This is a genomic window from Paraplanobispora takensis (assembly GCF_016863195.1).
Lineage (GTDB): Bacteria > Actinomycetota > Actinomycetes > Streptosporangiales > Streptosporangiaceae > Planobispora > Planobispora takensis.
In genome coordinates this window covers 58754-84743 of sequence record NZ_BOOK01000051.1, presented here as the reverse complement: position 1 = coordinate 84743, position 25990 = coordinate 58754, and the positions used below count along the sequence as shown (strand labels likewise).

Below are 25990 nucleotides of genomic sequence, written 5' to 3'. Positions count from 1 at the left end.
TCCGGGCACAGCCATCGCCTCTGGCCAGGGTGTGGCCGTCGCCTCTGGCCAGGGTGCGGGTTCCCCGGCGTGGCGGGCGGGTGCCCGCCGGTCACGCTCCGGGCTCCGGTCACCGGTGCGTACGGTCGTCGCCAGCCTGTCGCCGGTCTTCAGCGTGGCGTGGGCGGTGGATGCCTCCCGGGAGACCCGGCCCTCCGCCTCCGACGCGGGGCGTCACCGTTCCCGCCCGATCAACGGGTGCGGCGGACGGCCGCCAGAGTCGGGATCACGGCGGCGCTCACGGCCAGCACCAGGCAACCACCGACGACGGCGAGCACGACCGGCCACGGGATGACCAACTCCACCGGTGCGCCGACCTGAGCGGTCAGCGCGGAGCCCATGCCCAGCAGCGCGGGCAGCGCGACCGCCACACCCAGCGCGGCGCCCAGCCCCGCCACGATCACCGACTCGGCCGTGACCGTCCCGAGCACCTGCCGAGGCGTGGCCCCCGACATCCGCAGCACCCGGAAGTCGGAGGCCCGGTCCACGGTGGACATCACCATCGTGTTCGCGATCGACAGACCGGTGTAGCCCACCGCCATGCCGGCCAGGATCAGGGTGAAGATCCAGACCAGCCGGTCGTCCTCGGTGCGGGCCTGCCTCGCGTAGGCGCCGGGGTCGAGCACCCGCCCGCCGATCACCTCGTCCCGGACGGCGCCGTCGACGAGGATCTCCGGGGTCAGCGCCGAAGGATCATGGGACCGTACGGTGTCCCGGGGCAGCAGGAGAGGGGTCGGCGCGTCGGCGACGACGGCCGTCACCGGCAGCGTCTCGCTGCGGCCGTCCTCGAAGGTCAGCGGGAGTCGCGTCCCGGTCCGCCATCCGCGCTCGTCCGCCAGCCATCGCGCCACGATCACCCCGCCCTCGCTCGCGGCCCCGTGATTTCCGCCTTCGTTCCCGCCGTCGCTCGCGGCCCCGTGATTTCCGCCATCGTCCGCACCGGCGGTCTGCGCGGGGTGACGGCCGTCATCTTTCCCCGCGGTCTCCAAGCCCCCGTCCTCACCGGTGGTCTCCACGGGGCGGTCACCGTCGCCGGCTTTCCCCGCGGCCTCCAGCGCGCCCTCGACGACCCGCAGCCGGTCCGCCGCGCGGGCCAGCGCCTCGGAGGTGATCCCCGAGGCCTCCAGCGGAGGCAGGCCCTCGGCGTAAACCGTGGTCGGCAGCAGCGCGATCCCGTCCGCCGCGGCGACCGCGGCGTCCGACAGCCCGGGAGTGCCCTCCGGCAGGACCACCGCGTCGGCCCGGACCGCCGTGGTGCGGTCCGTCGCGACCGCGGCCGCCGTCGTCTGGGTCATGCCGGTGACCAGCGTGGCGAAGCCCACGGTCACCAGCACCGGCGCGGTCGTGGCTGCGGTGCGCCGTACGGCCGCCAGCATGCCCTGGCGCACCAGCACACCGGTCGCGCCCCGCGTGCGTGACAGCGGCCAGGCGACCGCTCGCACGACCGGCGGGATGATCGCGGGGGCCAGCAGGGTCAGGCCCACGATCAGGGCCATCGCGGCGTACAAGGTGAGGTTCACGGCCGCGCCGGGCTCGGCTCCGGCCGTGGCCACGGCACACGCGATGCCGGTCGCGGCGAACGCCGCCCCGGCGACCCACCGGGACGGGGTCATCGTCCGCCGCTCCACGCTCGCCTCGCGCAGCGCCTCCAGCGGGCGTGCCCGGCCCGCTCTGCGCGAGGCCGACCAGACGGCGAGCAGGGCGACGACCAGGCCGGCCGCGAACGAGGCCGCCAGCGGCCAGGCCTCGATCCGCACCGAGAAGCCCGGCGGCTCGAACCCCGCCTCGACCAGGAGGTCGCCGAGCAGGGGCGCCAGCGCGGTCCCGAGCGCCACCCCGGCCACGGCGGCGACGGAGCCGACCGCCAGCGCCTCGCCGTACACCATCCGCCGCACCTGCCGGGGCGTGGCCCCGACCAGCCGCAGCAGGCCGAACTCCCGCCGCCGCTGGACCACGCCGAACGCGAACGTGGACGCCACCACGAAGATCGAAGCGAACCCGGCCAGGACTGTCATGCCCGTCAGGACCTGCGTGCCGATCCACCGGACCCGCTCGTCGGTCCTCGGCTCCAGCGCCGAGCGCGCGTCCCCGGAAAGCACCTCGCCCCGTCCGCCGACGACCTCGCGGGCCGCCCTCTCGACCTGCCCGAGGTCCGCTCCGGTCTCGGTGACCAGCCCGATGACCCGGACCCCGCCGGACAGCCGGGCCGCCTCCGCGTCGGTCACGTGGAAACCGGGCGCGTCCAGGGCGCCGGTCACGGTGTACGGCGCGGGGCCGGCGGCGGTGAGCAGGGTGACCGGGGAGCCGGGGGGAAGGCCGAGCTCCCTGTCGAGCACGACCTCGCCGGGTCGCTGCGGGGCCCGGCCCGCCACCGGCTCGTACGGCGCCAGCGCGGTGCTCGCCCAGCCGTATCCGCGCAGGTCCGCGGGGACGGGACGGCCTCCGACGACGGCCTGGGCGTAGAAGGAGCGGTCGGGCACGGCCGCCGTCACACCGGGGATCGCACTCAGACGGCCCGTGAGCTCCGCGACGGTCTCCGGGGACCAGGGCCGGTCCTCCAGGAAGAAGCCCTCGACCTGCTCGACGACCGGCGTGCGGACCAGCACGCCGGCGCCCGCGTATCTGTCCGGGACGCGGGGTGAGGCCGACACGTGGACCAGAGCCGTCATCGAGATGAGCGCCACCCCCAGGCAGAGGGTGACGAACGCTCCGGCGAACCCGCTCCACCGCCCCCGCGCCATCTCCAGACCAGTCCTCAGCACGACGCCTCCAGGGCGGCCATGCGGGCCGCGATCGCCTCGGCGCCCAGCTCGCGCCTCGCCGGGCCGGGAACCCTCCCGCCACCGGATTTCCCGTCGGCCCTGTGGCTCGCGGGACCGGTGTCGCGGACGGGGAGGTCGGCGGTGGCGAACTCGTCCACCACCCGGCCGTCGGCCAGCAGGAGCACCCGGTCGGCGTGGGCGGCGGCGACCGGGTCGTGGGTCACCATGATCACGGTCTGGTGCCGGTGGTCGGTCAGGGAGCGCAGCAGCCGGAGCACGTCCCGGGAGGTCCTGCTGTCGAGCGCGCCCGTGGGCTCGTCGGCGAAGAGCACCGCGGGCCCGGTGATCAGGGCCCGGGCGACCGCCACCCGTTGCCGCTCTCCGCCGGACAGCTCGCCGGGCCGGTGCCCGGCCCTCCCCGCCAGGCCCACCTCGGCCAGCGCGGCGCGCACCTCCGCGCCCCGGGGCCGGATCCCGGCCAGCCGCAGCGGCAGGGCCACGTTCTGCTCGGCGGTCAGGGCCGAGACGAGGTTGAAGGACTGGAACACGAATCCGATCCGCTTCCTGCGCAGCAGCGTCAGGGCGGTCTCGTCCAGCGGGCCGAGGTCGGTCCCATCGATGATCACTTTGCCGTCCGTGGGCCGGTCCAGCCCGGCCGCGCAGTGCAGCAGGGTGGACTTGCCGGACCCGGAGGGGCCCATCACGGCGGTGAAGGTGCCCGCCTGAAAGGAGACGGTCATGTCGTCCAGCGCGGTCACCTCGCCCGCCGCGGAGCCGTACACCTTGCGCACCGACCACAGCTGGACGGGTTCGGCCGCCGCCGTGCGGGGCGCGGCGGAAGGGGAAGTCGTCATGGGACAAGCCAACGGCGGACCGGCCCCCGGCGCACTGGCGGTGAGGCGAGGAACGGGACTACACCTGGCACTACTGTCCCGCGCGTACGAGACGGCTACGGTCGAAGTATGCATCCCCCCCTCCGGCACCCCCCGTACCTCACGGCGGGAGATGGGCCGGGACACATGACCGGCGCTCGAACGCCGGGCCCCGGGACGAGCGCGTCCGGCCTCACGGAGGCCGCATCCGGCTTCGTGGGTGCCGGGGCCGGGTCCGAGGGCGTCGTCCCGGGGGCAGGAGGTACGGCTCGCGGCTCCGGCAGGGTGGCGGGGGGCGCGCGGACCGCGCTGGAGGCGATCACCGGGCGGCCGCTGAGTTTCCTGCGGTCCTCGTGGCCGTGGAGGTCCCTGGCGTACCTGTTGTCCGGTGCGCTGTTCGGGCTCTTCGCGCTCGTCCTGATAGACGTCATGGTCATTTTCAGCGTCCCGGCGGCGGTGGCCCTCGGTGTGCTCATCGTCATGTGCGGCGGGCTCGTGATCGGGCGGTTCGAGCGCTGGCGGCTGCGGCTGGTCGACGCCGCGCCCGTGCCGGACCCGCACGGGAGACCTCGCGAGCCGGGCGCGCGCGCCTGGTTCCTCGCCCGGTTCGCCGAGCAGACCACCTGGCGGGAGTTCGGTTACGCGCTGGCCGCGCTGCTGGCTCTGTGGTGGATCGACCTGGGCGTGCTCGCCCTCTCCTGCTGGCTGCCCCTGACGCTCATCTCGGGGCCGTTCCAGCCGAGCCTGTCGCTGCCGCTGGGACTGCTCGCCACCGTGGCCGGCTTCGTGATCCTGCCGGTCACGGCCTATCCCATAACGGCCTGGGCCGGGGCGCGGGCCGCGGTGGCGCGGGCGATCCTCAGCCCGCGCGACGCCGAGCTGATCGAGGTCGTCCGCTCCCGGGCCCGCCTGGTGGACGCCTTCGAGCTGGAGCGCCGCCGGATCGAGCGGGACCTGCACGACGGCGCGCAGCAGCGGCTGGTCGCGCTCACGCTGACGCTGGGCATGGCACGGCTCGACCTGGAGCCGGGCTCGCCCGCGGCCGGACGGGTCGCCGAGGCGCACGAGCAGGCCCTGCTCGCCCTGGCCGAGCTGCGCGAGCTGATCCGCGGTGTGCACCCGAAGGTCCTCACCGACCGGGGTCTGCCCGACGCGGCCGTCGACGTGGCCGGGCGCTCGCCCGTCCCGGTCGAGGTCGACATCGAGCTGTCCGGCCGGCTGCCCGCCCCGGTGGAGGCCGCGGCCTACTTCGTGATCAGCGAGGCGCTCGCCAACGTGGCCAGGCACAGCCGGGCGGGCCACTGCCGGATACGGGGTCGCCTGGTCGGAGAGAGGTTCCTGATGGAGATCCGCGACGACGGGAGGGGAGGGGCCGACCCGGCCGGGGGCACCGGGCTGGCGGGGCTGGCCGACCGGGTCGCGGTGGTGGACGGCAGGATGACGCTGTCCAGCCCGGAGGGAGGTCCCACCGTGGTGCGGGTGGAGATCCCGTGCGGGTGACACTTGGCCGGAGCCGGAGCCGGAGCCGGAGCCGGAGCCGGAGCCGGAGCCGGAGCCGCTGCGGTCATGGTCATGACCGCGGTGGGAGACATTCGATGATCATGATCGGGAGAGGTGTGCCGTGCGGGTGGTCCTGGCTGAGGACTCCGTTCTGCTCAGAGAAGGGCTGGCCGGGTTGCTGGAGCGCTTCGGCCACACCGTGGACGCCGCGGTGGCCGACGCCCCCGCGCTGGTCGCCGCCGTCGAGGAGCACGCGCCGGACGTCGTGGTGACCGATGTGCGGATGCCTCCGGGCTTCACCGACGAGGGCCTGCGCGCCGCGCTCACCCTGCGGCGGGCGCGTCCGGAGCTGCCCGTCCTGATTCTCAGCCAGTACGTCCAGCAGGCCTACGTCGAGGAGATCATGGGCCCGGGCGTCGGCTACCTCCTCAAGGACCGGATCGGCCACGTGACGGAGTTCGTCGACGCGCTGGAAAGGGTGGCCGCCGGAGGCACCGTCGTCGACCCGGAGGTGGTCAGGCAACTGCTGGCCAAGCGCCGCGACCCGCTCCGGCGCCTGACCCCGCGGGAGCGCGAGGTCCTGGCCCTCGTCGCGGAGGGCCGCTCCAACGCCGCCATCGCCCGCGCCCTCGTGGTGACCGACGCCGCCGTCGCCAAGCACATCGCCGGCATCCTCGCCAAGCTCGACCTCCCCCCGGCCGAGGACGACCACCGGCGCGTCCTCGCCGTCCTGGCCTTCCTCAGAGGCTGAGGCCGTACGATCCCAGCGGTCAGACGCCGAATGCGGCCAGCGTCGCCCAGGCCGCGCCGCCTCCGGCGATCACTCCGGCGACGACCTGGGCCGGGGTGTGGTGCCGGAGCCGTACCCGCGCCCAGCAGATCAGCGCCACGATCAGCCCGCCGGCGGTCAGGGCGGGTACGGCGGGCAGCACGTGGGCCAGGAGCACCACGGTGCCCGTCGACACCGCCGCGTGGAAGGAGATCTTCCAGCGGAGGGTGATCGGAACCGTCAGGGCGAGCGCGGCCAGCATGGCGGTCACCGTGGCGACCAGCAGGATGGGGGCGCCCAGCAGGACCAGGAGCACCAGAGCGACCGACACCGCCGCCATCGCCACCAGCAGCGGCCTGGTCCGGCTCTCCCGGTCGACCAGATGGTGGGAGTCCAGCCGTCCGGAGCGCACGCCGGCCAGGATCACCCCGGCCGGCACCCCGCCGCACAGCGCCGAGGCCACCAGCCCCCAGCCCGCTCCCGGCCAGCCGCCGGTCAGCAGCCCGATCAGCGGCGGGAGCACGATGACCAGCGCCTGCGGGGCGAACACGCCGGTCACCCACCGGGCGACCCGGGTGGCGGCGGGCTCCCGCGCGCCGGCAGGCGCATCCGGCGAGGGATCACCCGCGTCGGCAGGCTGGTGCGGCAGGGGATCCCCCGTGCCGGCCGCGGGAGGGGTGATGTCCGCGGCCGGGTCCCGTGCCGGTTCGTACCCGGTCACCCGTCAGTCGTTGGCGTGCAGGGCGCTGTTGAGCTCCACGCCGGAGCCCCGGCGGGGGACGGCCTCGACGGCGCCGGTGGTGGAGTTGCGGCGGAACAGCAGGCCGGAGGCGCCCGACAGCTCGGCGGCCTTGACGACCTTTCCGTCGGGGAGGGAGACCTTGGTCCCGGCGGTGACGTAGAGGCCGGCCTCCACGACGACGTCGTCGCCGAGGGAGATGCCGATGCCGCTGTTGGCGCCGAGCAGGCAGCGCTGCCCGACGGAGATGACCTGCTTGCCGCCGCCCGACAGGGTGCCCATGATCGAGGCGCCGCCGCCGACGTCGGAGCCGTTGCCCACGACGACGCCCGCCGAGATGCGGCCCTCGACCATGGACGCGCCGAGCGTGCCGGCGTTGAAGTTGACGAAGCCCTCGTGCATCACCGTCGTGCCGGAGGCCAGGTGCGCGCCCAGGCGGACGCGGTCGGCCTCGGCGATCCGGACGCCGGTCGGCACCACGTAGTCGACCATCCGCGGGAACTTGTCGATGCCGTAGACGGTCACCTGGCCGCGGCGGCGCAGGCGCAGGCGGGCCGCCTCGAAGCCCTCGACCGGGCACGGGCCGTGGTTGGTCCACACGGCGTTGGCCAGCAGGCCGAACACGCCGTCGAGGTTCTGTCCGTGCGGCTGGACCAGCCGCGCGGACAGCAGGTGCAGGCGGAGGTAGGCGTCGTGCGCGTCGGCCGGCGGCTCCGACAGCTTGGCGATCCCGGTCTCCACGGCGATCACCTCCACGCCGCGGTCCTCGTCGGGGCCGAGCAGCGCGGCGACCTCCGCGCCGAGGGCCTGCGCCGCCTCCTGCGGGGTCAGCCGCCGGGTGCCGGGGGAGGAGGGTTCTCCCAGGCGAGGGGCGGGGAACCAGGTGTCGAGCACGGTCCCGTCGGGGGTGATGGTCGCGATTCCGGTGCCGTGGGCACCCGAGGTCTGAGCTGCTGCGTTCACAGGGACGTTCACAGGGACCAAGAATAGTGACCTTCACCGGTCCGCATGGGGACGGGCTCACCGCGGGGCGCCCCCGGACACCGGTAGCATCGGTTTCCTGACCACTCGATGAAGGAGCAACCGTGTCTGCCGTGCCAGAACTTCGTATCACCCTCGCCGGAGCCGAGCGTGTGGTGGCGGGGGGCACGACGTACGGCGAGGTCCTCGGCGCCGACGGCCGCTCCGTGGTCGCCGCCCGGGTCGACGGCGAGCTGAAGGACCTCGCGGCCCCGGTGGCCGCCGGTGACGTGATCGAGCCGGTCGAGGCCGGCAGCGCCGACGGCCGGGCCATCATCCGCCACTCCACCGCGCACGTCATGGCCCAGGCCGTCCAGGAGATCTTCCCCGAGGCGAAGCTGGGCATCGGCCCGCCCGTCGAGAACGGCTTCTACTACGACTTCGACGTCACCGCCCCGTTCACCCCCGACGACCTCAAGCGCGTCGAGAAGCGCATGCGCGAGATCGTCAAGCAGGGACAGCTGTTCTCCCGCCGTCCCGTCTCCGACGACGACGCCCGCCAGGAGCTCGCCGCCGAGCCGTACAAGCTGGAGCTGATCGGGCTCAAGGGCGGCGCGGCCGACGAGGAGAGCGTCGAGGTCGGGGCCGGTCAGCTGACCATCTACGACAACCTCGACGCCAAGACCGGCGAGCTGTGCTGGAAGGACCTGTGCCGCGGCCCGCACGTGCCGAGCACCCGGTCCATCCCGGCGTTCAAGCTGATGCGCTCCGGCGGCGCCTACTGGCGGGGCAGCGAGAAGAACCCGCAGCTGCAGCGCATCTACGGCACCGCCTGGGAGTCGCGCGAGAAGCAGGACGAATACCTGCACCTGCTGGAGGAGGCCGAGAAGCGCGACCACCGCAAGCTGGGCGCCGAGCTCGACCTGTTCTCCTTCCCCGACGAGCTGGGCTCGGGCCTGCCGGTCTTCCACCCCAAGGGCGGAGTGATCCGCAAGCTCATGGAGGACTACTCCCGGCGCAGGCACACCGAGGCGGGCTACTCCTTCGTCAACACCCCGCACATCACCAAGGACAACCTGTACAAGGTCTCCGGTCACCTCGACTGGTACGCCGACGGCATGTTCCCGCCCATGGAGCTGGAAGGCGCCAAGTACTACCTCAAGCCGATGAACTGCCCGATGCACAACCTGATCTTCAGGGCGCGCGGGCGGTCCTACCGCGAGCTGCCGCTGCGGATGTTCGAGTTCGGCACGGTCTACCGCTACGAGAAGTCGGGCGTCATCCACGGCCTGACCCGGGTGCGCGGCCTGACCCAGGACGACGCGCACATCTACTGCACCCGCGAGCAGATGCGCGAGGAGCTGGCCTCGCTGCTGCGCTTCGTGCTCGACCTGCTGCGCGACTACGGCCTGAACGACTTCTACCTGGAGCTGTCCACCAAGGACCCGGTCAAGTTCGTCGGCAGTGACGAGGACTGGGAGGAGGCCACTCAGACGCTGCGCGAGGTCGCCGAGTCGGAGAACCTGGAGCTCGTCCTCGACCCGGGCGGCGCGGCGTTCTACGGGCCGAAGATCTCGGTGCAGGCGCGTGACGCGATCGGCCGCTCCTGGCAGATGTCGACGATCCAGCTGGACTTCAACCTGCCGCAGCGCTTCGAGCTGGAGTACCAGTCGGCCGACGGCTCGCGCCAGCGGCCCGTCATGATCCACCGCGCGCTGTTCGGCTCGATCGAGCGCTTCTTCGGCGTCCTGGTCGAGCACTACGCGGGCGCCTTCCCTCCCTGGCTCGCCCCGGTGCAGGCCGTCTGCATCCCGATCGCCGAGGCCCACGCCCCCTACCTGCAGGACGTGGCCAAGAAGGCCCGCGAGCGGGGCGTCCGGATCGAGGTCGACGCCTCCGACGACCGGATGCAGAAGAAGATCCGTAACGCGCAGAAGGCCAAGGTGCCGTTCATGCTCCTGGCGGGCGACGAGGACATCGCCAACGGCGCGGTCTCCTTCCGCTTCCGCAACGGCGAGCAGAAGAACGGCGTCCCGGTCGACCGGGCGATCGACGAGATCGTCGACGCGATCGAGCGCCGCGTCCAGGTCTGACCTTCCGGGACGGCCTCCCGGACGACCGGTGCCACCCGGGGGGCCCGTGCTCCCGTACGGCGCGCACGATCCCTTCCGTGAGGCGCGCCGTACCGTGAGGCGAGGTGCGCCGTACCGCGAGGTGAGCCGTCGCGTGAGAGCGGCGCGTTCTCCGGCGGGCTGTGGTGGACTGGCGCCATGAGCTCACCGGCAGTGCGCGCCGTCCTCGTGGTCCTGGCGGTGGCGGCGGCGCTGCTCGGGCTGGTGTGGGCCTTCCAGCGGCGCCTGGTCTACCTGCCGGACCCCGGGCCGGTGCCGCCCGCCGCACAGGTCCTCCCCGGGGCGCGCGAGGTGTCGTTCACCACCGACGACGGGCTGCGGCTCGACGCCTGGTTCGTGCCCGGCGAGCACGAGGTGGCCGTGCTCGTCGCCGGAGGGAACGCCGGCAACCGGTGGAACCGGGCGCCGCTGGCCCGCGCGCTGGCCGCGCACGGGCTGCCGGTGCTGCTGATGGACTACCGGGGATACGGCGGCAACCCCGGCAGCCCGACAGAGGAGGGGCTGCGCCTGGACGCGGAGGCGGCCCGGCGCTTCCTCGGCGACGTACCGGTGATCTATTTCGGCGAGAGTCTCGGCGCGGCGGTGGCGACCCGCCTGGCCGCCGACCATCCGCCGGACGGGCTGGTGCTGCGCTCGCCCTTCACCGACCTGGCGGCGGCGGGACAGGCCAACTATCCGTTCCTGCCGGTGCGGGCGCTGCTGCGCGACCGCTTCCCGGTCGCCGAGCGGATCGCGGGCATCCGGGTGCCGCTGGTGGTGATATACGGCACGGCCGACACGATCGTGCCGGCCGTGCAGAGCAGGGCGGTCGCCGCGGCGGCCCCGGGCCCGGTCACGGTGGTCGAGATCCCCGGCGCGGGGCACAACGACCTGGTGTTCCTGACCGGCCCCGAGACGGTGGGCGCCGTGACGGACCTCGCCGACCGCATCGCCGGCGCCCGCTGAGGGCGGCCCCGCCCGAGAGGGCCCGCGCGGGAGGAGCGCTCGACGATCCCGTGCGGGGCGACCGCTCGGCGGCACCCGCGCGGGAGGACCACTCGACGACATCCGCGCGGGGCGACCGCTCAGAAAGCGGCGACCTCGTCGGCCTCCGCCGGGCTCTCCTGGCGGTTCTCACCGGGCAGGCGGACGTCGTCGACGGTGACGTTGACCTCGACCACGCGCATGCCCAGCATCCGGCTGACGGTGCGGGCCACGTTGGTCTTGACCTCGTTGGCCACGTCCATGACCGCGTGGCCGTACTCGGCCACGATCGTCACGTCCACGGCGACGGTGCGGTCCTGGACGTGGGCGCTGACCCCCTGCGGGCCGCGCCGGGCGCCGGTGCGCTCGCGGAGCGCGCCGATCGCCTCCGCGGGGTCCTCGCCCAGGTCGGCGACCCCGGACACCTCCAGCGTGGCCAGGGCGGCGACCTTCTCGACCACCTCGTCGGCCACCTTGATCCGGCCCTTCACCACGGCCGAGGACGTCGGCTCCTGGGCCGAGGCGACGGACATGCTCAGGGAGAACGGGCGGGGGGCGGCGGTCGTCTCGCTGACGATGGAGAGCTCCGGGGACTCGGTCTCCCCGGTGGTCTCCTCGGCCGCGTCCTCGACGGAGAGGTCGGTCATGACGTGCTCCTCGGCTGTGTCTGTGGCACTCGCTGAATCCTGCCGGAAGTATGCCGTAAATGTCCGCTACTACTGGACAAAACACCCCGACCGGGAGCCGCGAGAGGTCACGGATCTGCCTGGCAATATGCTGGCCGCCATGAGCGACGAGCCGCAGCCGCAGGACGGGACCGGAGTGCCGGACGCGTTCGAGAGGCTCTGGACCCCCCATCGGATGGCGTACATCAAGGGAGAGAACAAGCCGACCGGCTCAGGTCCGCAGGACGGCTGCCCGTTCTGCGACATCCCGAAGTTGAGCGACGAGGACGGGCTGGTCGTCGCCCGTGGCCGATGGGTCTACGCCGTCCTCAACCTCTACCCCTACAACTCCGGTCACCTGCTGATCTGCCCCTACCGGCACGTCCCCGACTACACCGACCTGGACGGCGAGGAGACCGCCGAGCTGGCCGGCTTCACCCAGCGCGGGCTGACCGCGCTGCGCAAGGCCAGCGGCGCGCACGGCTTCAACGTGGGCATGAACCTCGGCGTCGTGGCGGGCGCGGGCATCGCCGCCCACCTGCACCAGCACGTGGTGCCCCGGTGGGGCGGCGACACCAACTTCATGCCGGTGGTCGGCCGGACCCGGGTGCTGCCTCAGCTGTTGCGCGACACCAGGTCGTTGCTCGCCGGCTGCTGGCCCGCCGACGTGTAGGACGCCGTACGGCGGGCGCGCAGGACCGCGACGCCCGCCGACAGCGTCAGCGGTACGGCCAGCGCCAGGGCCATGGACAGCACGGCCGCGCCCGAGTCGTTGACCAGCATGCCGACGACGCCGCTGACCAGGGTGCCGATCAGCCCGGCCCGCAGCGCGGGGGAGTGCTCGAAGGCGGCCGGCAGCACTCCCGCGCTGGCCGCCCCGGGCCGCAGCAGGGCGTAGACGAGGAACGCGATCGCGACGATCACGATCGGCATGAGGTTGGGGTTGAGCAGCGTGCCCAGCATCGCGCCGAACTTGCGGCCGATCACGTCCATCGCCTCCCCGCTGAACACCTGGCCGACGAACCGGCCCAGGTGGGTCTGGGAGGCGGGCGGGCGCAGATAGTCGAGATAGGCGATCACCATCACGGTGACGCCGCCCGCCGCCACGAGCGCGCCCAGTTTGACGATCGACACGCGGCTGCCCGCCAGGAGCATCGCGGTCACCGCGATGCCCGGCACGAACGCGATCACGCCGCCGAAGTCGCTGCCCACGCCCGGCCAGCCGCCGAGGATCATCGCCGAGCAGCCGAGCACCACCACGACGGCCACGGCCGCGGTCCTGTGCCCGTCCCGGCGCGACAGCCGGTGCGCGATCACCGAGGCCAGCAGCAGCACCGAGGTGGCGAACAGGGCGAAGGGGATGTTGCCCAGACCGTAGTAACGAGCCCCGACCACCGCCGTGTATCCCATCACGCTGTTGAGCTGCAGGGGTGTGCCGGCCAGCAGGTCACCGGCGAGCACCGCCGCGGTCACCCCCGCCACGATCGCGAGCGGGCCGAGCGGACTGCCGCCCCGGGGCGCCGGGTGCTCGGAGGACGGCGGGGAGCCGTCCCGCCGCAGGCGCGCCCACAGCGCCGGTACGGCCAGCGCCGCCACGGCCAGCAGGAGGGCGATGCCGACGATCCCGGCGGCCAGGGAGAGCAGGGGCGAGCCCGCGTGGCGCCAGTCGGTGAGGTTGACCAGGTAGGTCGATACGGGCAGCGAGGCGAGGAAGACGGCGGCCGCGCGCACGAGGCCCAGCCCGCGCCCGCGGCGCAGCAGCAGGAAGGCGCCGAGGTAGAAGGCCACCTGGAGGACGGCGACGGCGGTGAAGAACGCCCCGCCGATCTCCCTGATCGTCCGGCCCGCGACGTCGGCGGCCTCCAGCTCGGCCCGCGCGCGCTCGGTCCCGCCGGTACGGCTCCCGCTCACCTGCCAGGGCGACCCGACCAGCCCCTGCGGCGCGGGCACCCCGGTCAGGGAGAGCATCGTGGCCGTGATGTCCGGCAGGATCGTGACGTCCTCGCGGTGGGTGGAGGCGGCGCCGAGGAAGCGCTCCTGCGCCTGCGGCCCCTGCCCGGCCGGTCGCATCATGGCCACCCGCAGATGCGGCTGGGAGCCGTGGTCGGACAGGCCCGCCAGCAGCACGGTGGCGTCCTCGGGCAGCACGCTGAGCACCGCCCCGGCCTTGACGTCGGCCCGCCGCAGCGCCGTCGCCCGGTCGTGGGCGGCCAGGGCCTCCTCCACCTGGGGAAGGCGGTCACCGGTCAGGTAGGGCCGGATGAGGTCGTCCACGTCGACCGCGATCACCCCGCAGCGGGTGAGGGCCTCCGCGCGGATCTGCGCGGGGGAGGGGGCGTAGTGGTCCACCTGTCCGCCGCGGTCGGCCAGGGCCAGCGCGGCGCCCGGGCCGATCGCGAGCGTGCAGCCGCCGGCGGCGTGCACGGCCTCGCCGAGCGCGCCGGCGTTGCGCTGCCCGGCCGTCTCGAGCAGGTAGTCATAGGCGGGGATGAACGCCCCGCCGCCCTGCGGCTCCGGCACCGGGGGCAGGCCGCAGCCGTACCCGACGGCGGACCTGACGCCCGCCGAAACCGTCAGCCACGCGTCGTAGGGGCAGGTCACCCGGCCGACGGTGCGCACCGACAGCGAGCCGACGGCGCTCTGCCCGGCCAGCTGCCACAGGTTGGGGGTGCCCTCGGCGCTCAGGTCGCTCCAGCGCAGGCCGGGGACGCCGATCAGGACCACCCGCCCGCCCTCGGCGGCCGGAGCGCGCGCCGCGGCCGGGGCGGGGACGGCGGCCTGCGCCGCCCCGGGCCACAGCACGCCCAGCAACAGCACGATCGCGAACAGCGTTCGCCTCACCGGTGACCTCCCGACCTTCGGCCGCATGCTGCCGTCGAATGCTGGCACCGTAGGGGAAAATCGGGTCCTCGGTCCAGTGAACGGATCAGACGGGCCTCAGGCGGGCGGGGCGGGCCTCGCGCGAGGCCCGGCAAGCCCGGGGGGAAACCCTAGGGAAGCGCGGCCTTGGTCGCGGGACTCTCGTTGTGCAGGCCGTCCAGGGCGGAGACCAGGTAGGTCCCGCGGGCGCCCGCCGGCAGGGCGAAGGACTGGCGGGTCTCGCCGTTGTCGCGCACGATCGCGACCAGGTTGCGGGCGTCGGCGACGGCGCACGAGTCCGCCCGGCCCGAGACGACCCGGTACACCGCGTAGTGACGCGCGCCCTGCGACGACTTCCACAGCAGGTTGGCGCCCTGGACCCGGACGTTGCCCGGCCGGTCGGGGGCGTTGCCCTCCAGGCCCTTCATCAGCGGCAGCATCGCCGGACGGGAGTACTGGCCGGCGACGATGCGGTCCATCACCCGCAGGGGGTTGGACAGCAGCTGCTTGGCGCTGAAGTAGACGTCGCCGCGGATCTCGGGGTACTTGCGGTTCAGGGTGAGGTGGCCGGGCAGCTCGCCGGGCTTGGTCCAGGCGGGGGTGTCCTTGGCCCCGACCCGGTAGAGGGCCTGGCCGATGTACAGGTGCACGCCGGTGCCCCTGACCTGCTTGGCCCACCACGGCGCCAGCACGTTGTAGTCGGCGACGCGGAAGCCGCGCGGCCAGTACAGCTGCGGCATGACGTAGTCGACGGTGCCCTCGCGGATCCAGTGGCGGGCGTCGGCGTAGATCGAGTCGTAGGCGGACATGCCGCTGGTGGCCGACCCGGCGGGATCGTTGGAGGTGTTGCGCCAGATGCCGAACGGGCTGATGCCGAACTTCACCCGCTTCCTGGTCGCGTGCACGGCCTTGTCGACCTGGGCGACGAGCTTGTTGACGTTGGCGCGGCGCCAGTCGGCCAGCTTCATCTCCCCGCCGTACCGGGCGAAGGCGGCGCCGTCGGCGAACTTCTTGCCGCCGCCGGGGTAGGGGTAGAAGTAGTCGTCGAAGTGCACGCCGTCGACGTCGTAGCGCTTGACCACGTCCTTGATGACCTCGGTGACGTGGTCGCGGACCGCGGGCAGGCCCGGGTTGTAGTAGAGGCGCCCCTCGTGCTTGACGACCCAGTCGGGGTGGACCCGGGCGGGGTGGGAGGCGGGCAGCTCGCCCAGGTTCGTGTCGTAGGCCGCGCGGTAGGGGTTGAACCAGGCGTGGAACTCCAGGCCGCGCTTGTGGGCCTCGGAGATCAGGAAGGGCATCGGGTCCCAGCCGGGGTCCCTGCCCGCCGTACCGGTCAGGAACTTCGACCACGGCTCCAGAGAGGAGCGGTAGAAGGTGTCGGAGGCCGGGCGCACCTGGACGAACACGGCGTTGAACCGGCGCTTGGCCGCGGCGTCGAGGAGCTTGACGTACTCGGCCTGCTGCCGGTCGGGCGCCAGGCCCTTGCGGGAGGGCCAGTCGATGTTGTTGACGGTCGCGATCCAGACGCCGCGCAGCTGCCGCTTGGGGAACCTCGGGTCGATCGGGCATGAGGCCGCGGCGGCGACCGCCTCGGTCGTGGTCATGGCCTCGTCGGCCTCTCCCCGCGACGGCTTGGCGGCCCCGGCGCCCGGTCCGAAGGTGTAGGCGGCTGCGGCGGTGAAGGCGGCGAGGGCGGCGGCTGCGATCAGAGGTCGTCCGGTGCGCATGGTCCTCAGTGTGGCATCGGCTTCGTGATGCTTTGGCCGAAAGAACGAAATGGTTCTGTGATGTCACTGTGACAGGTGTGACTGGCGGGAGACGTGGGGCACGGGCCCGCGCCTCCCGCCGGGAGTCAGCCGGTCACCTTGTCGACCAGATGAGAGGGGAGTGGTTCGTAGCGCAGGAAAGTGCGCTGGAAGGTCCCGGTGCCGTGCGACATGGACCTCAGGTCGATCGCGTAGCGGGTGATCTCCAACTCGGGCACCTCGGCCCGGACCAGGGTGCGCCCGACGCCGACCGGCTCGGTGCCGAGGACGCGGCCCCGGCGTGAGGACAGGTCGGACATCACCGAGCCGACGTAGTCGTCGGCGACCAGCACCGCCACCTCGTCGACCGGCTCCAGCAGCAGCGTCGACACCTTGGCGGCGGCCTCCTTGAGCGCGAGCGCCCCGGCGATCTGGAAGGCCATGTCGGAGGAGTCGACCGAGTGGGCCTTGCCGTCGTAGAGCGTCACGCGGATGTCCACCATCGGATATCCGGCGACCACGCCGCGTGTCATCTGGGTGCGCACGCCCTTCTCCACCGACGGGATGAACTGGCGCGGCACCACCCCTCCGACGATCTTGTCCACGAACTCGAAACCCCCGCCCGAGGGCAGGGGCTCGACCTCCAGATGGCAGATGGCGTACTGGCCGTGACCGCCGGTCTGCTTGACGTTGCGGCCCATCACCTGGCATTTGCCGCCGAAGGTCTCGCGTAGCGGCACCCGCAGGTCGATTTTCTCGACCTCGACGCCGTGCCGTTTGCTCAGCCGGTCCAGCAGCACGTCGGCGTGGGCCTCGCCCATGCACCAGAGCACCAGCTGCTTGGTCTCGGCGTTGTTCTCCAGCCGCAGGGTCGGGTCCTCGGCGGTGAGACGGTTCAGCGCCTGGCCGAGCTTGTCGTCGTCGGCCTTGGACCTGGCCTGGATCGCCACCGGCAGCAACGGCTCCGGCATCGTCCACGCGGTCATCAGCAGGGGGTTCTCCTTGTCGGAGAGGGTGTCGCCGGTCTCGGCGCGGGAGAGCTTGGCCACCGCGACGATGTCGCCGGCCACGCACTTGGCCGCCGCCCGCTGGACCTTGCCCAGCGGGGACGACAGGGCGCCGATGCGTTCGTCGACGTCGTGGTCCTCGTGCCCGCGGTCGGCCAGGCCGTGCCCGGAGACGTGCACGGTCATGTCCGGCCGCAGCGTCCCGGAGAAGACGCGGACCAGGCTGATGCGGCCCACGTAGGGGTCGCTGGTGGTCTTGACGACCTCGGCGACGAGCGGGCCCTCGGGGTCGCAGGCGATGCCGGAGACCGGCTTGCCGTCGATCGTGGTGATCTCCGGCATGGGGTGCTCCATCGGCGAGGGGAAGCCCTGCGTGACGAGCTCCAGGATCTCCGTCGCGCCCACGCCCGTCCCGGCGGCCAGCACCGGGTAGAAGCCGCCGCGCGCGACGGCCTTCTCCAGGTCGTCGATGAGCACCTTGGTGTCGATCTGCTCGCCGGCGAGGTAGCGGTCCATGAGGGACTCGTCCTCGCTCTCCTGGATGATCCCCTCGATCAGGGCGTCGCGGTGCTCCTCGATCTGGCTCTGGTAGTCGGGGCCGGGCGCGTTCTCGGTCCGGGTGCCGGTGGCGTAGTTGTAGAACTTCTGCGACAGCAGCCCGATCAGGCCGTTCACCTTGCCGTTGGTCACCACCGGGAGATAGAGCGGCGCCACACCGTCGCCGAAGGCGTCCTGGCAGACGGTGAGGACCTCCTCGAAGTCGGCCCGCTGGTGGTCGATCTTGGTGATCACGACCGCGCGGGGCATGCCGACCGCCGCGCACTCCTCCCACAGCATCCTGGTCAGGCCGTCGATGCCCTCGGCCGCCGAGACGACGAACAGCGCCGCGTCGGCCGCCCGCAGGCCCGCGCGCAGGTCGCCGACGAAGTCGGCGTATCCGGGCGTGTCCAGGAAATTGATCTTTATGTCGTTGTGGACGACCGGGGCCACAGTGAGGTTCACCGAGCGCTGCTGGCGCATCTCGACCTCGTCGAAGTCGCTGACGGTGGTCCCGTCCTCGATCCTGCCGGTCCGCTGGATCGTCTTCGTCGCCGCCAGGAGCGACTCGACCAGGGTCGTCTTGCCCGCTCCCGAATGGCCGACCAGCACCACATTGCGCACCATGTCAGGCCGGTCGGCCATAGGTGCCCTGCCGGCGGCTCCCGCAGCGCCTGTCGTTCTTTCCGCCATCTCGCCTCCCGTGTCGTTGCATGGGGGTCGTCGCGAGGGCGCGGTCGCACGCGGCCACGCCCTCGGGTCCGCTGCCGCGTCCGGACACCGCTAGGACGCGGTGTGTTCACCAAATACCCATGTGGCGAATATCACAAGGGGGCTGGCCGTATCGGCGCCGGATGACGCCGGACGCGCGTCCGGTGGCGGGTTGGCCTACGATCAGTAGCGCGATGCTGAAACTTCTGCGCCCCGCCGTCACCCGAGTCCTGACCCCCCTGGGCAGGGCGCTCGTCAGGCGGGGCATCGGCCCCGACGCGATCACCGCGGCGGGCACGCTGGGCACGGTCGCGGCGGCACTGTTCTTCTATCCCCGGGGCCAGCTGTTCGCGGGCACGATGGTGATCACCTTCTTCGTGCTGGCCGACCTCCTCGACGGCGTCATGGCCCGGATGACGGGGCCCGGCAGCGTCTGGGGAGCCTTCCTCGACTCGACCCTCGACCGGGTGGGCGACGCCGCGATCTTCTCGGGGATCCTGCTCTGGTTCGTCGTGAGCGACGAGATGGTGCTGGCCGGGGTGGCGCTGTTCTGCCTCGTGGCCGGGGCGCTGGTGTCCTACGTCAAGGCCAGGGCCGAGGGCCTGGGCCTGACGTGCGACGTCGGCCTCGCCGAGCGGCCCGAGCGCCTGGTGGTGGGCCTGGTCTCGATCGGCCTGTCCGGCCTCGGTGTGCCGTACATCCTGCCCGTGGGACTGTGGCTGCTGGCCGTCGCCAGCGCGGTCACGGTCGTCCAGCGACTCCTGCACGTCCGCCGCCAGGCGGCCTCCGTCCCGCCCCGACCCCTCCGCTGACCGGGAGAGCCATGATCGAGCTTGTCGAGATCATCAGTAGACACAGCATCTTGGTCAGGCGACCGACGAAGGAGGGCGCATGAGCGACAAGCCGTCCCTGCAGGATCGTCTCGTCGCGGCCGGGTTCGGCGCGGGCTGGGCGATCGTCCCCCGCATCCCCGAACGCCTGGCCGCCCGGGGCTTCGACGCCGCGGCCGACCGGCTGTGGAAGCGCCGCGGCAAGTCGGTGCTCCGGCTGGAGGCCAACCTCGCCCGGGTCAAGGGGACCTCGCCCGACGACCCGGCGATCCGGGAGCTGAGCCGCGCCGGCATGCGCTCCTACTTCCGCTACTTCCACGAGGTCTTCCGCCTGCCGTCCATCCCCAGGCAGGAGGTCGTGGCCCGCATGCACGTCACCGGTGCGGAGCGGATCTTCGACAACCTCGGCGAGGGGCGGCGCGGTGTGGTGCTGGCCCTGCCGCACATGGGCAACTGGGACCAGGCGGGCGCCTGGCTCGTCGGCGCCTCGGGGGTGCCGTTCACGACCGTGGCCGAGCGGCTCAAGCCCGAGTCGCTGTTCCGCCGCTACACCGCCTTCCGCGAGGGGCTCGGCATGGAGGTGCTCCCGCTGACCGGGGGCGACGGCCACAACTTCGGCACGCTGGCCCAGCGGCTGCGCGCCGGCCGGGCGGTGGCCCTGCCGGCCGAGCGCGACCTGACCGCCAAGGGGGTGGAGGTGCAGTTCTTCGGCGCCGCCACCCGCATGCCGGCGGGCCCGGCGCTGCTGGCCGTGCACACCGGCGCCGCCCTGCTGCCCGCGCTGCCGTACTTCAACGGCCGCGACTGGGGCCTGGAGATCGCCGAGGAGATCGAGGTCCCCGCCGAGGGCACCCGCCAGGAGAAGACGGCCGTCGTCCTGCAGAGCCTGGCCGTCGCCTTCGAGAAGGGCATCTCCGAGCATCCGGAGGACTGGCACATGCTCCAGCGCCTGTGGCTGGAGGACCTGGAGCCCAGGCCGGCGAGCGAGCGATGAGGGTCGGCATCGTCTGCCCGTACACGTGGGATGTGCCGGGCGGCGTCCAGGCGCACATCCGCGACCTCGCCGAGGCGCTCATCGCGGACGGCCACCAGGTCGAGGTGATCGCGCCGGCCGCCGACGACGCGCCGCTGCCCTTCTACGTGACCCCGGCCGGCCGGGCCGTGCCCGTCCCCTACAACGGGTCGGTGGCGCGCCTGGCGTTCGGGTTCCTGTCGGCCAACCGGGTGCGCCGGTGGATCCGCGAGGGCCGCTTCGACGTGCTCCACGTGCACGAGCCGTTCGTGCCCAGTCTGGGCGTCCTGGCCTGCTGGGCGGCCAAGGGGCCGATCGTGGCCACCTTCCACGCCTCCTACCAGCGATCGCGGGCGCTGTCGGTCTCGGCGCCGGTCCTGCAGAGCGCCGTCGAGAAGATCACCGGCAGGATCGCGGTGTCGGACGCCGCGCGCAAGACCCTCGTCGAGCACATGGGCGGCGACGCCGTGCTGATCCCCAACGGGGTGACGGTCGGCCGCTACGCCGAGGCCGAGCCGCTGCCCGGCTGGGACGAGGGCGAGGTGATCGGCTTCCTGGGCCGGATGGACGAGCCGCGCAAGGGCCTGCCCGTGCTGCTGGAGGCCTTCGCGCTGCTGGCGCCGGAGCGGCCGGAGCTGCGCCTGCTGATCGCCGGTCCGGGCGACGCCGACGAGGTGATGGAGAAGGTCCCCGCGCAGTTCCGCGACCGGGTCGGCCTGCTCGGCATGGTCAGCGAGGAGGACAAGGTCCGCGCCTACCACTCGGTGGACGTCTTCTGCGCGCCGAACCTGGGCGGGGAGAGCTTCGGCATCGTGCTCACCGAGGCGATGTCGGCCGGGGCGGCGATCCTGGCCAGCGACATCCCGGCCTTCCGCAGGGTCCTGGACGACGGCCAGGCCGGCGCGCTGTTCGAGACGGGCGAGGCCGCCTCGCTCGCCCGCGAGGCCGCGGCGCTGCTGGACGACCCCGCCCGCCGGGCCAAGCTGTCCGACGAGGCCCGCACCGCGGTGTGGAAGTACGACTGGTCCACGGTCGCGCGCGACGTCGTACGCGTCTACGAGACGGTGGCGAGCACGGGCGGGGTCGAGGAGGACGACAGGCCGTGAGCGAGCGGGCCACGGACGCGGCCGGCGGAGGACGACAGGCCGTGAGCGAACGGAACGGGCGAGTCATGGGCACGGCGGCACTGCGAACGCGGCCGGTGGAGGACGATAGGCCGTGAGCGCAACGTTGATCCTGGTGGTGGGCGTGATCGTGGTGCTCACCGCCGTCTACGTCTCCTGGCGGGCGGGCCGGCTGGACCGGCTGCACATCCGGCTGGAGCTGGCCCGTGAGTCCCTGGACGCGGCGCTGGTACGGCGGGCCGCCGTCTGCCTGGAGCTGGCGGCCTCCCGGATCCTGGACCCGGCCACCAGCCTGGTGCTGGCCGCCGCCGCCCACGAGGCCCGTACGGCGGGCCCCGAGGAACGCGAGCACGCCGAGAGCGACCTGTCGCGCACCCTGCGCGCGGTGCTCGACCAGGAGCGCTTCCGCGAGAAGCTGGCCGAGACCGAGGCCGGTCCGGAACTGCTGGAGGAGCTCGACGCGGCGGTGGCCAAGGTCGTCTACGCCCGCCGCTTCTACAACAACGCCGTCGGCGTCGCCCGTTCCGCCCAGCGGCGCTGGCTGGCCCGCACCCTGCGGCTGGCCGGGCACACCGCCTACCCGGACTTCTTCGAGATCGACGACGACCCCCCGTCGGCGATGGCCGCCGAGTAGGCCGTCCGGGCCGGGTCCGCCCGCACGGGTTCGGCGACCTGGCCGAACCCGCGTATGCGACAACTCGGGCGAAGGTAAGCTCTTGGGGATTTCAGGCTTGATATGAGGAGATGAGCCGTGCGGGTCCCCAGGATGCTCACCGTCACGCTGGCCGGAGCGGCGGTTCTGGCGCCGGCCGCGGCCTGCTCGTCCGAGGATCCCGCCCCGGGCAAGGCCCCGCAGGCGGCCACCGCCCCCGCCGCCACCCCCACCGCCGAGCAGCCGACCCACCCCTTCACCGGGCTGCCCGGCTCGGCCCGCCGGCCCGTGCTCGCGGTGAAGATCGAGAACACCTCGGCGGGCAAACCCCAGCTCGGCCTCAAGAGCGCGGACATCGTGTACGTCGAGCAGGTCGAGGCGGGACTGACCCGGCTGATGGCCATCTTCTCCTCGAAGATCCCCGCCAAGGTCGGCCCGGTCCGCAGCGCCCGCATCTCCGATCTGCACATCGTCCCGCAGTTCGGCAAGCCCGCCTTCGCCTACTCCGGCGCGCAGACCAAGATGCTCCCGCACATCGCGGCCGCCTCGCTGTTCGACGTCTCCGACAGCCGCGCCCCCGGCGCCTACTTCCGCCAGCCCGGCCGCTACGCCCCCTACAACCTGTTCGCCAACACCAAGCAGCTGCTGGCCGGGGCGCCCAAGGCGAGCAGGGCCAAGGACGTCGGCTTCACCTTCGGGGAGGCCCCCGCCGAGGGCGGGACGCCCAGGAAGTTCTTCAACGTCAAGTATCCGGCGGCCCGCTTCACCTTCGGCTGGTCGGAGAAGGCCGGCAAGTGGCTGATCTGGCAGGACGGCAAGAAGGACATGGCCGCCGAGGGCGGCCAGCTCGCCGCCCCCACGATCGTCGTGCAGTACGCCAAGACCGAGCGCTCGGAGTTCCACGACAAGAACCAGAGCTACACGCCCCTGGTGCACACCACCGGCAAGGGACGCGCGGTCGTGCTCCGCGACGGCCAGGCGTTCAAGGCGCGGTGGTCGCGGCCGACGGAGAAGGAGGGCACCGTCTTCACCACCGAGAGCGGCGAGCCGATGAACTTCGCCCCCGGACAGGTCTGGGTCGTGCTGGCCGCGCCCAAGCCCGTCATCCCCTGAGCCCCCCTGACGTCCCGCGCCCGGCCGCCGAGCCGTACATGATGTCCAACATGGGCGGGCGAGCGCGACAAGGTGGCATGTAAGGGAATAGGCGGACGACCGCCTACGATGAAGAACGTGGTGGCCGCCGTTCTCCCGGTCGGCCCCGATCCGCAGCAACCAGCCGTCGTGAGGTAGAGACCGTGTCCAGCAGCACGCCCGAAGTCACCGAGACCACCGTCACCGGAACCGCCCGGGTCAAGCGCGGTATGGCCGAGATGCTCAAGGGCGGCGTCATCATGGACGTCGTCACCGCGGAGCAGGCAAAGATCGCCGAGGACGCGGGCGCCGTCGCCGTCATGGCGCTGGAGCGCGTGCCCGCCGACATCCGGGCGCAGGGCGGCGTCTCCCGGATGAGCGACCCGGACATGATCGAGAGCATCATCGGCGCCGTCTCCATCCCGGTCATGGCCAAGGCCCGCATCGGCCACTTCGTCGAGGCGCAGGTGCTTCAGTCGCTCGGCGTCGACTACATCGACGAGTCCGAGGTCCTCACCCCGGCCGACTACGCCAACCACATCGACAAGTGGCAGTTCACCGTGCCCTTCGTCTGCGGCGCGACCAACCTGGGCGAGGCGCTGCGCCGCATCACCGAGGGCGCGGCCATGATCCGCTCCAAGGGCGAGGCGGGCACCGGCGACGTCTCCAACGCCGTCACCCACATGCGCACCATCCGCGGCGAGATCCGCCGGCTGTCCTCCCTGCCCGAGGACGAGCTGTACGTCGCGGCCAAGGAGCTGCAGGCGCCGTACGAGCTGGTGGCCGAGGTCGCCAAGACCGGCAAGCTGCCCGTCGTGCTGTTCACCGCGGGCGGCATCGCCACCCCGGCCGACGCCGCCATGATGATGCAGCTCGGCGCCGAGGGCGTGTTCGTCGGCTCGGGCATCTTCAAGTCCGGCAACCCGGCCCAGCGCGCCGCCGCCATCGTCAAGGCCACCACCTTCCACGACGACCCCGACGTCATCGCCAAGGTCTCCCGCGGTCTGGGCGAGGCCATGGTCGGCATCAACGTCGACGAGATCCCGGTCCCGCACCGCCTGGCCGAGCGCGGCTGGTAGCCGGAGGCCGTACCCGCCGGGCCCCTGGAAAGGCCGAGCCCGCAGGAAGATCAGGTCCGCAGAAAGATTCCGTCAAAGGCGGCGCCCCCACGGGGGCGCCGCCTTTGACGTGTCCGGAAATTCCGCTCAACTGTCGTCACCTCCCGAAGCCGCCGGCGCCTGCGCCCCGATCGCTCCGGGAGGACGAACCCCATGCCCCTGCTCACCCGGCGCTCCTTCCTCGTCACCGGGATCGCCGGTCTCGCCGGGACCGCCACGGTCTCGGGCGCGGCCGCCGTCACGGGTCTTCCCGCCGCGGTCCCGGCCGCGCGCCTGCGCACCGATCCCTTCACGCTCGGGGTGGCCTGCGGCGACCCCGGTCCCGGCGGGTTCGTGATCTGGACCCGGCTGGCGCCCCGGCCGCTGGCCGAGGACGGCAGGGGAGGCATGCCCGCGCGGCCGTTCTCCGTGCGCTGGCAGATCTACGCCGACGAGAGGGGCCGCCGGGTCGTACGGCGCGGCGAGACGACGGCGGCGCCCGCCTGGGGGCACAGCGTGCACGTCGAGGTCGACGGGCTGCGGGCCGACCGGGAGTACTGGTACCGCTTCAAGGCGGGCCGTCACCTGTCCCCGATGGGCCGGGCCAGGACCGCTCCGCACCGGACGTCGTACGGCTCCGGCCTGACGATGGCCTTCGCCTCGTGCGCGCAGTACGAGCACGGCTACTTCACCGCCTACCGGCGCCTGGCCGAGGAGCAGCCCGACCTGATCCTGCACCTGGGCGACTATCAGTACGAGCACCGCGCCGGCGGCTACGTCATCCCCGGAGGGAGCGTCCGCCTGCACGACGGGCCGGAGACCGAGACCCTCGCCGACTACCGGCACCGGCACGCCCTCTACAAGACCGACCCCGACCTGCAGGCCGCCCACGCCGCCGCGCCCTGGCTGGTGGTCTGGGACGACCACGACCTGGACAACAACTGGGCGGGCGCGGTGCCGGAGCGGCCGGGCGTCCCCCAGCCCCACTTCCGCAGGCGCCGCAGGGCGGCCTTCCGGGCCTACTACGAGAACATGCCGCTGCGCCGCCGCTCCGTCCCGCGCGGTACGGGCATGCAGCTCTACCGGCGGATCCGGTGGGGGCGGCTGGCCGCCTTCCACATGCTCGACACCCGTCAATATCGCAGCGACCAGGCCTGCGGGGACGGCTACCGCGACTGCCCGGAGGCCGCGGACCCGGCCCGCTCGATCATCGGCGGGGAGCAGGAGCGCTGGCTGCTGCGGGGCCTGCGCCGCTCGCGGGCGCGGTGGGACCTCATCGGCCAGCAGGTCTTCTTCGCCCAGCGCGACAGCGACACCGGGCCGGCGAAGATCACCAGTCAGGACGCCTGGGACGGCTACGTCGCCTCCCGGCGGCGCATCACCCAGGGCTGGCTGGACGCCGGGGTGCGCAACCCGGTGGTGCTCACCGGCGACGTGCACGCCCATTGGGCCGGCGACCTGAGGCTCGACTACGACGATCCGGCGGCGCAGACGGTCGGAGCGGAGCTGGTGACCTCCTCGATCAGCACCGGCGGCGACGGCGGCGACTCCGACCCGGCGACCCATCCGTTCCTGGCCGCGAACCCGCACCTGAAGTTCTACAACAACCAGCGCGGCTACGTGCTCACCAGGATCGGGCGCGGCCTGCTCAGCGCGGACTTCAAAGTGCTGCCGCAGGTGACGCGGCCGGGCGCCCGGGCGTACACCAGGGCGAGGTTCCTCCTCGAGGACGGGATCCCCGGTGTGCGGCAGGCCTACCTGCGCCCGCTCGACGACCGGGCCGCGCAGGCCGCCGCGGAGGAGCAGGTCTGATCACGTCGTGCGGCGCGCGGCCGGCCGGGTGGAAGGCGATATTCACCGCGGATGCTGACTTTCCACGTTGAT

General features: G+C 72.8%; 20 protein-coding genes. 12 read left to right on the top strand and 8 right to left on the bottom strand.

The features are described from left to right. Positions 1-230: 230 nt before the first annotated feature. Together Pta02_RS32485 and Pta02_RS32480 are read right to left on the bottom strand one after the other, a co-directional pair. Positions 231-2801, bottom strand: a complete 2571-nt coding sequence (locus Pta02_RS32485) for an FtsX-like permease family protein (RefSeq protein WP_203878808.1) — start codon at positions 2799-2801, stop codon at positions 231-233. Next, positions 2795-3655, bottom strand: coding sequence for an ABC transporter ATP-binding protein (locus Pta02_RS32480; protein ID WP_203878807.1), 861 nt, complete (start codon positions 3653-3655; stop codon positions 2795-2797). The genes Pta02_RS32485 and Pta02_RS32480 overlap by 7 nt, the downstream gene beginning before the upstream one ends. Before the next feature lie 165 nt (positions 3656-3820). Here Pta02_RS32480 and Pta02_RS32475 point away from each other — a divergent pair, with 165 nt between their 5' ends. Then, on the top strand, positions 3821-5173 hold the full coding sequence (locus Pta02_RS32475) for a sensor histidine kinase (protein WP_203878806.1): 1353 nt from the start codon (positions 3821-3823) through the stop codon (positions 5171-5173). 121 nt (positions 5174-5294) lie between these two features. Continuing rightward, entirely contained in the window at positions 5295-5924 is a 630-nt protein-coding gene (locus Pta02_RS32470) for a response regulator transcription factor (protein WP_203878805.1), read from the top strand. Positions 5925-5943: 19 nt separating this feature from the next. Here Pta02_RS32470 and Pta02_RS32465 read toward each other — a convergent pair whose 3' ends face one another. Beyond that, a complete protein-coding gene (locus Pta02_RS32465; RefSeq protein WP_239131403.1) occupies positions 5944-6663 on the bottom strand; it encodes a hypothetical protein in 720 nt (239 codons plus the stop codon). 3 nt (positions 6664-6666) lie between these two features. Next, a complete protein-coding gene (dapD, locus tag Pta02_RS32460) occupies positions 6667-7656 on the bottom strand; it encodes a 2,3,4,5-tetrahydropyridine-2,6-dicarboxylate N-succinyltransferase (protein ID WP_239131402.1) in 990 nt (329 codons plus the stop codon). A gap of 110 nt (positions 7657-7766) precedes the next feature. Here dapD and thrS point away from each other — a divergent pair, with 110 nt between their 5' ends. Both thrS and Pta02_RS32450 read left to right on the top strand, forming a co-directional pair. Next, a complete protein-coding gene (gene thrS / locus Pta02_RS32455) occupies positions 7767-9734 on the top strand; it encodes a threonine--tRNA ligase (protein ID WP_203878804.1) in 1968 nt (655 codons plus the stop codon). Positions 9735-9911: 177 nt separating this feature from the next. After that, positions 9912-10718: an alpha/beta hydrolase gene (locus Pta02_RS32450; RefSeq protein WP_239131401.1), complete on the top strand. Its 807-nt coding sequence runs from the start codon at positions 9912-9914 to the stop codon at positions 10716-10718. A 119-nt stretch (positions 10719-10837) separates the two neighbouring features. On the opposite strand, the gene Pta02_RS32445 is transcribed toward Pta02_RS32450, so the two are convergent. Continuing rightward, positions 10838-11383 (bottom strand): Asp23/Gls24 family envelope stress response protein, encoded by a 546-nt coding sequence (locus tag Pta02_RS32445; RefSeq protein WP_203878803.1) that lies wholly within the window; start codon positions 11381-11383, stop codon positions 10838-10840. 139 nt (positions 11384-11522) lie between these two features. Between Pta02_RS32445 and Pta02_RS32440 the strand changes: the two genes are divergently transcribed. Further along, on the top strand, positions 11523-12074 hold the full coding sequence (locus tag Pta02_RS32440) for an HIT family protein (protein WP_239131400.1): 552 nt from the start codon (positions 11523-11525) through the stop codon (positions 12072-12074). Here the strand turns inward: Pta02_RS32440 and Pta02_RS32435 are convergent. The 3 genes from Pta02_RS32435 to Pta02_RS32425 form a co-directional block, all read right to left on the bottom strand. Beyond that, entirely contained in the window at positions 12017-14242 is a 2226-nt protein-coding gene (locus tag Pta02_RS32435; RefSeq protein WP_203878801.1) for an alkaline phosphatase family protein, read from the bottom strand. The genes Pta02_RS32440 and Pta02_RS32435 overlap by 58 nt on opposite strands. Before the next feature lie 149 nt (positions 14243-14391). After that, entirely contained in the window at positions 14392-15987 is a 1596-nt protein-coding gene (locus Pta02_RS32430) for a glycoside hydrolase family 10-like protein (RefSeq protein ID WP_203878800.1), read from the bottom strand. A gap of 125 nt (positions 15988-16112) precedes the next feature. Continuing rightward, entirely contained in the window at positions 16113-18242 is a 2130-nt protein-coding gene (locus Pta02_RS32425; RefSeq protein WP_203878799.1) for an elongation factor G-like protein EF-G2, read from the bottom strand. A 212-nt stretch (positions 18243-18454) separates the two neighbouring features. On the opposite strand from Pta02_RS32425, the gene pgsA reads away from it, so the two are divergent. The 7 genes from pgsA (at position 18455) to Pta02_RS32390 (ending at position 25918) form a co-directional block, all read left to right on the top strand. Next, positions 18455-19072, top strand: a complete 618-nt coding sequence (gene pgsA, locus Pta02_RS32420) for a phosphatidylinositol phosphate synthase (protein WP_203878798.1) — start codon at positions 18455-18457, stop codon at positions 19070-19072. A 79-nt stretch (positions 19073-19151) separates the two neighbouring features. After that, the gene (locus tag Pta02_RS32415) at positions 19152-20084 is read left to right on the top strand and encodes a phosphatidylinositol mannoside acyltransferase (RefSeq protein WP_203878797.1); all 933 of its coding nucleotides are present in this window, start codon (positions 19152-19154) and stop codon (positions 20082-20084) included. Then, positions 20081-21208 (top strand): glycosyltransferase family 4 protein, encoded by a 1128-nt coding sequence (locus Pta02_RS32410; RefSeq protein WP_203878796.1) that lies wholly within the window; start codon positions 20081-20083, stop codon positions 21206-21208. Before Pta02_RS32415 ends, Pta02_RS32410 begins: the two co-directional genes overlap by 4 nt. 112 nt (positions 21209-21320) lie before the next feature. Continuing rightward, entirely contained in the window at positions 21321-21860 is a 540-nt protein-coding gene (locus Pta02_RS32405; protein WP_203878795.1) for a hypothetical protein, read from the top strand. A gap of 117 nt (positions 21861-21977) precedes the next feature. Then, positions 21978-22991, top strand: a complete 1014-nt coding sequence (locus Pta02_RS32400; protein ID WP_239131399.1) for a DUF3048 domain-containing protein — start codon at positions 21978-21980, stop codon at positions 22989-22991. Positions 22992-23173: 182 nt separating this feature from the next. Next, entirely contained in the window at positions 23174-24088 is a 915-nt protein-coding gene (gene pdxS / locus Pta02_RS32395) for a pyridoxal 5'-phosphate synthase lyase subunit PdxS (RefSeq protein ID WP_203878794.1), read from the top strand. 192 nt (positions 24089-24280) lie between these two features. Beyond that, a complete protein-coding gene (locus tag Pta02_RS32390; RefSeq protein ID WP_203878793.1) occupies positions 24281-25918 on the top strand; it encodes an alkaline phosphatase D family protein in 1638 nt (545 codons plus the stop codon). Positions 25919-25990: the final 72 nt, after the last annotated feature.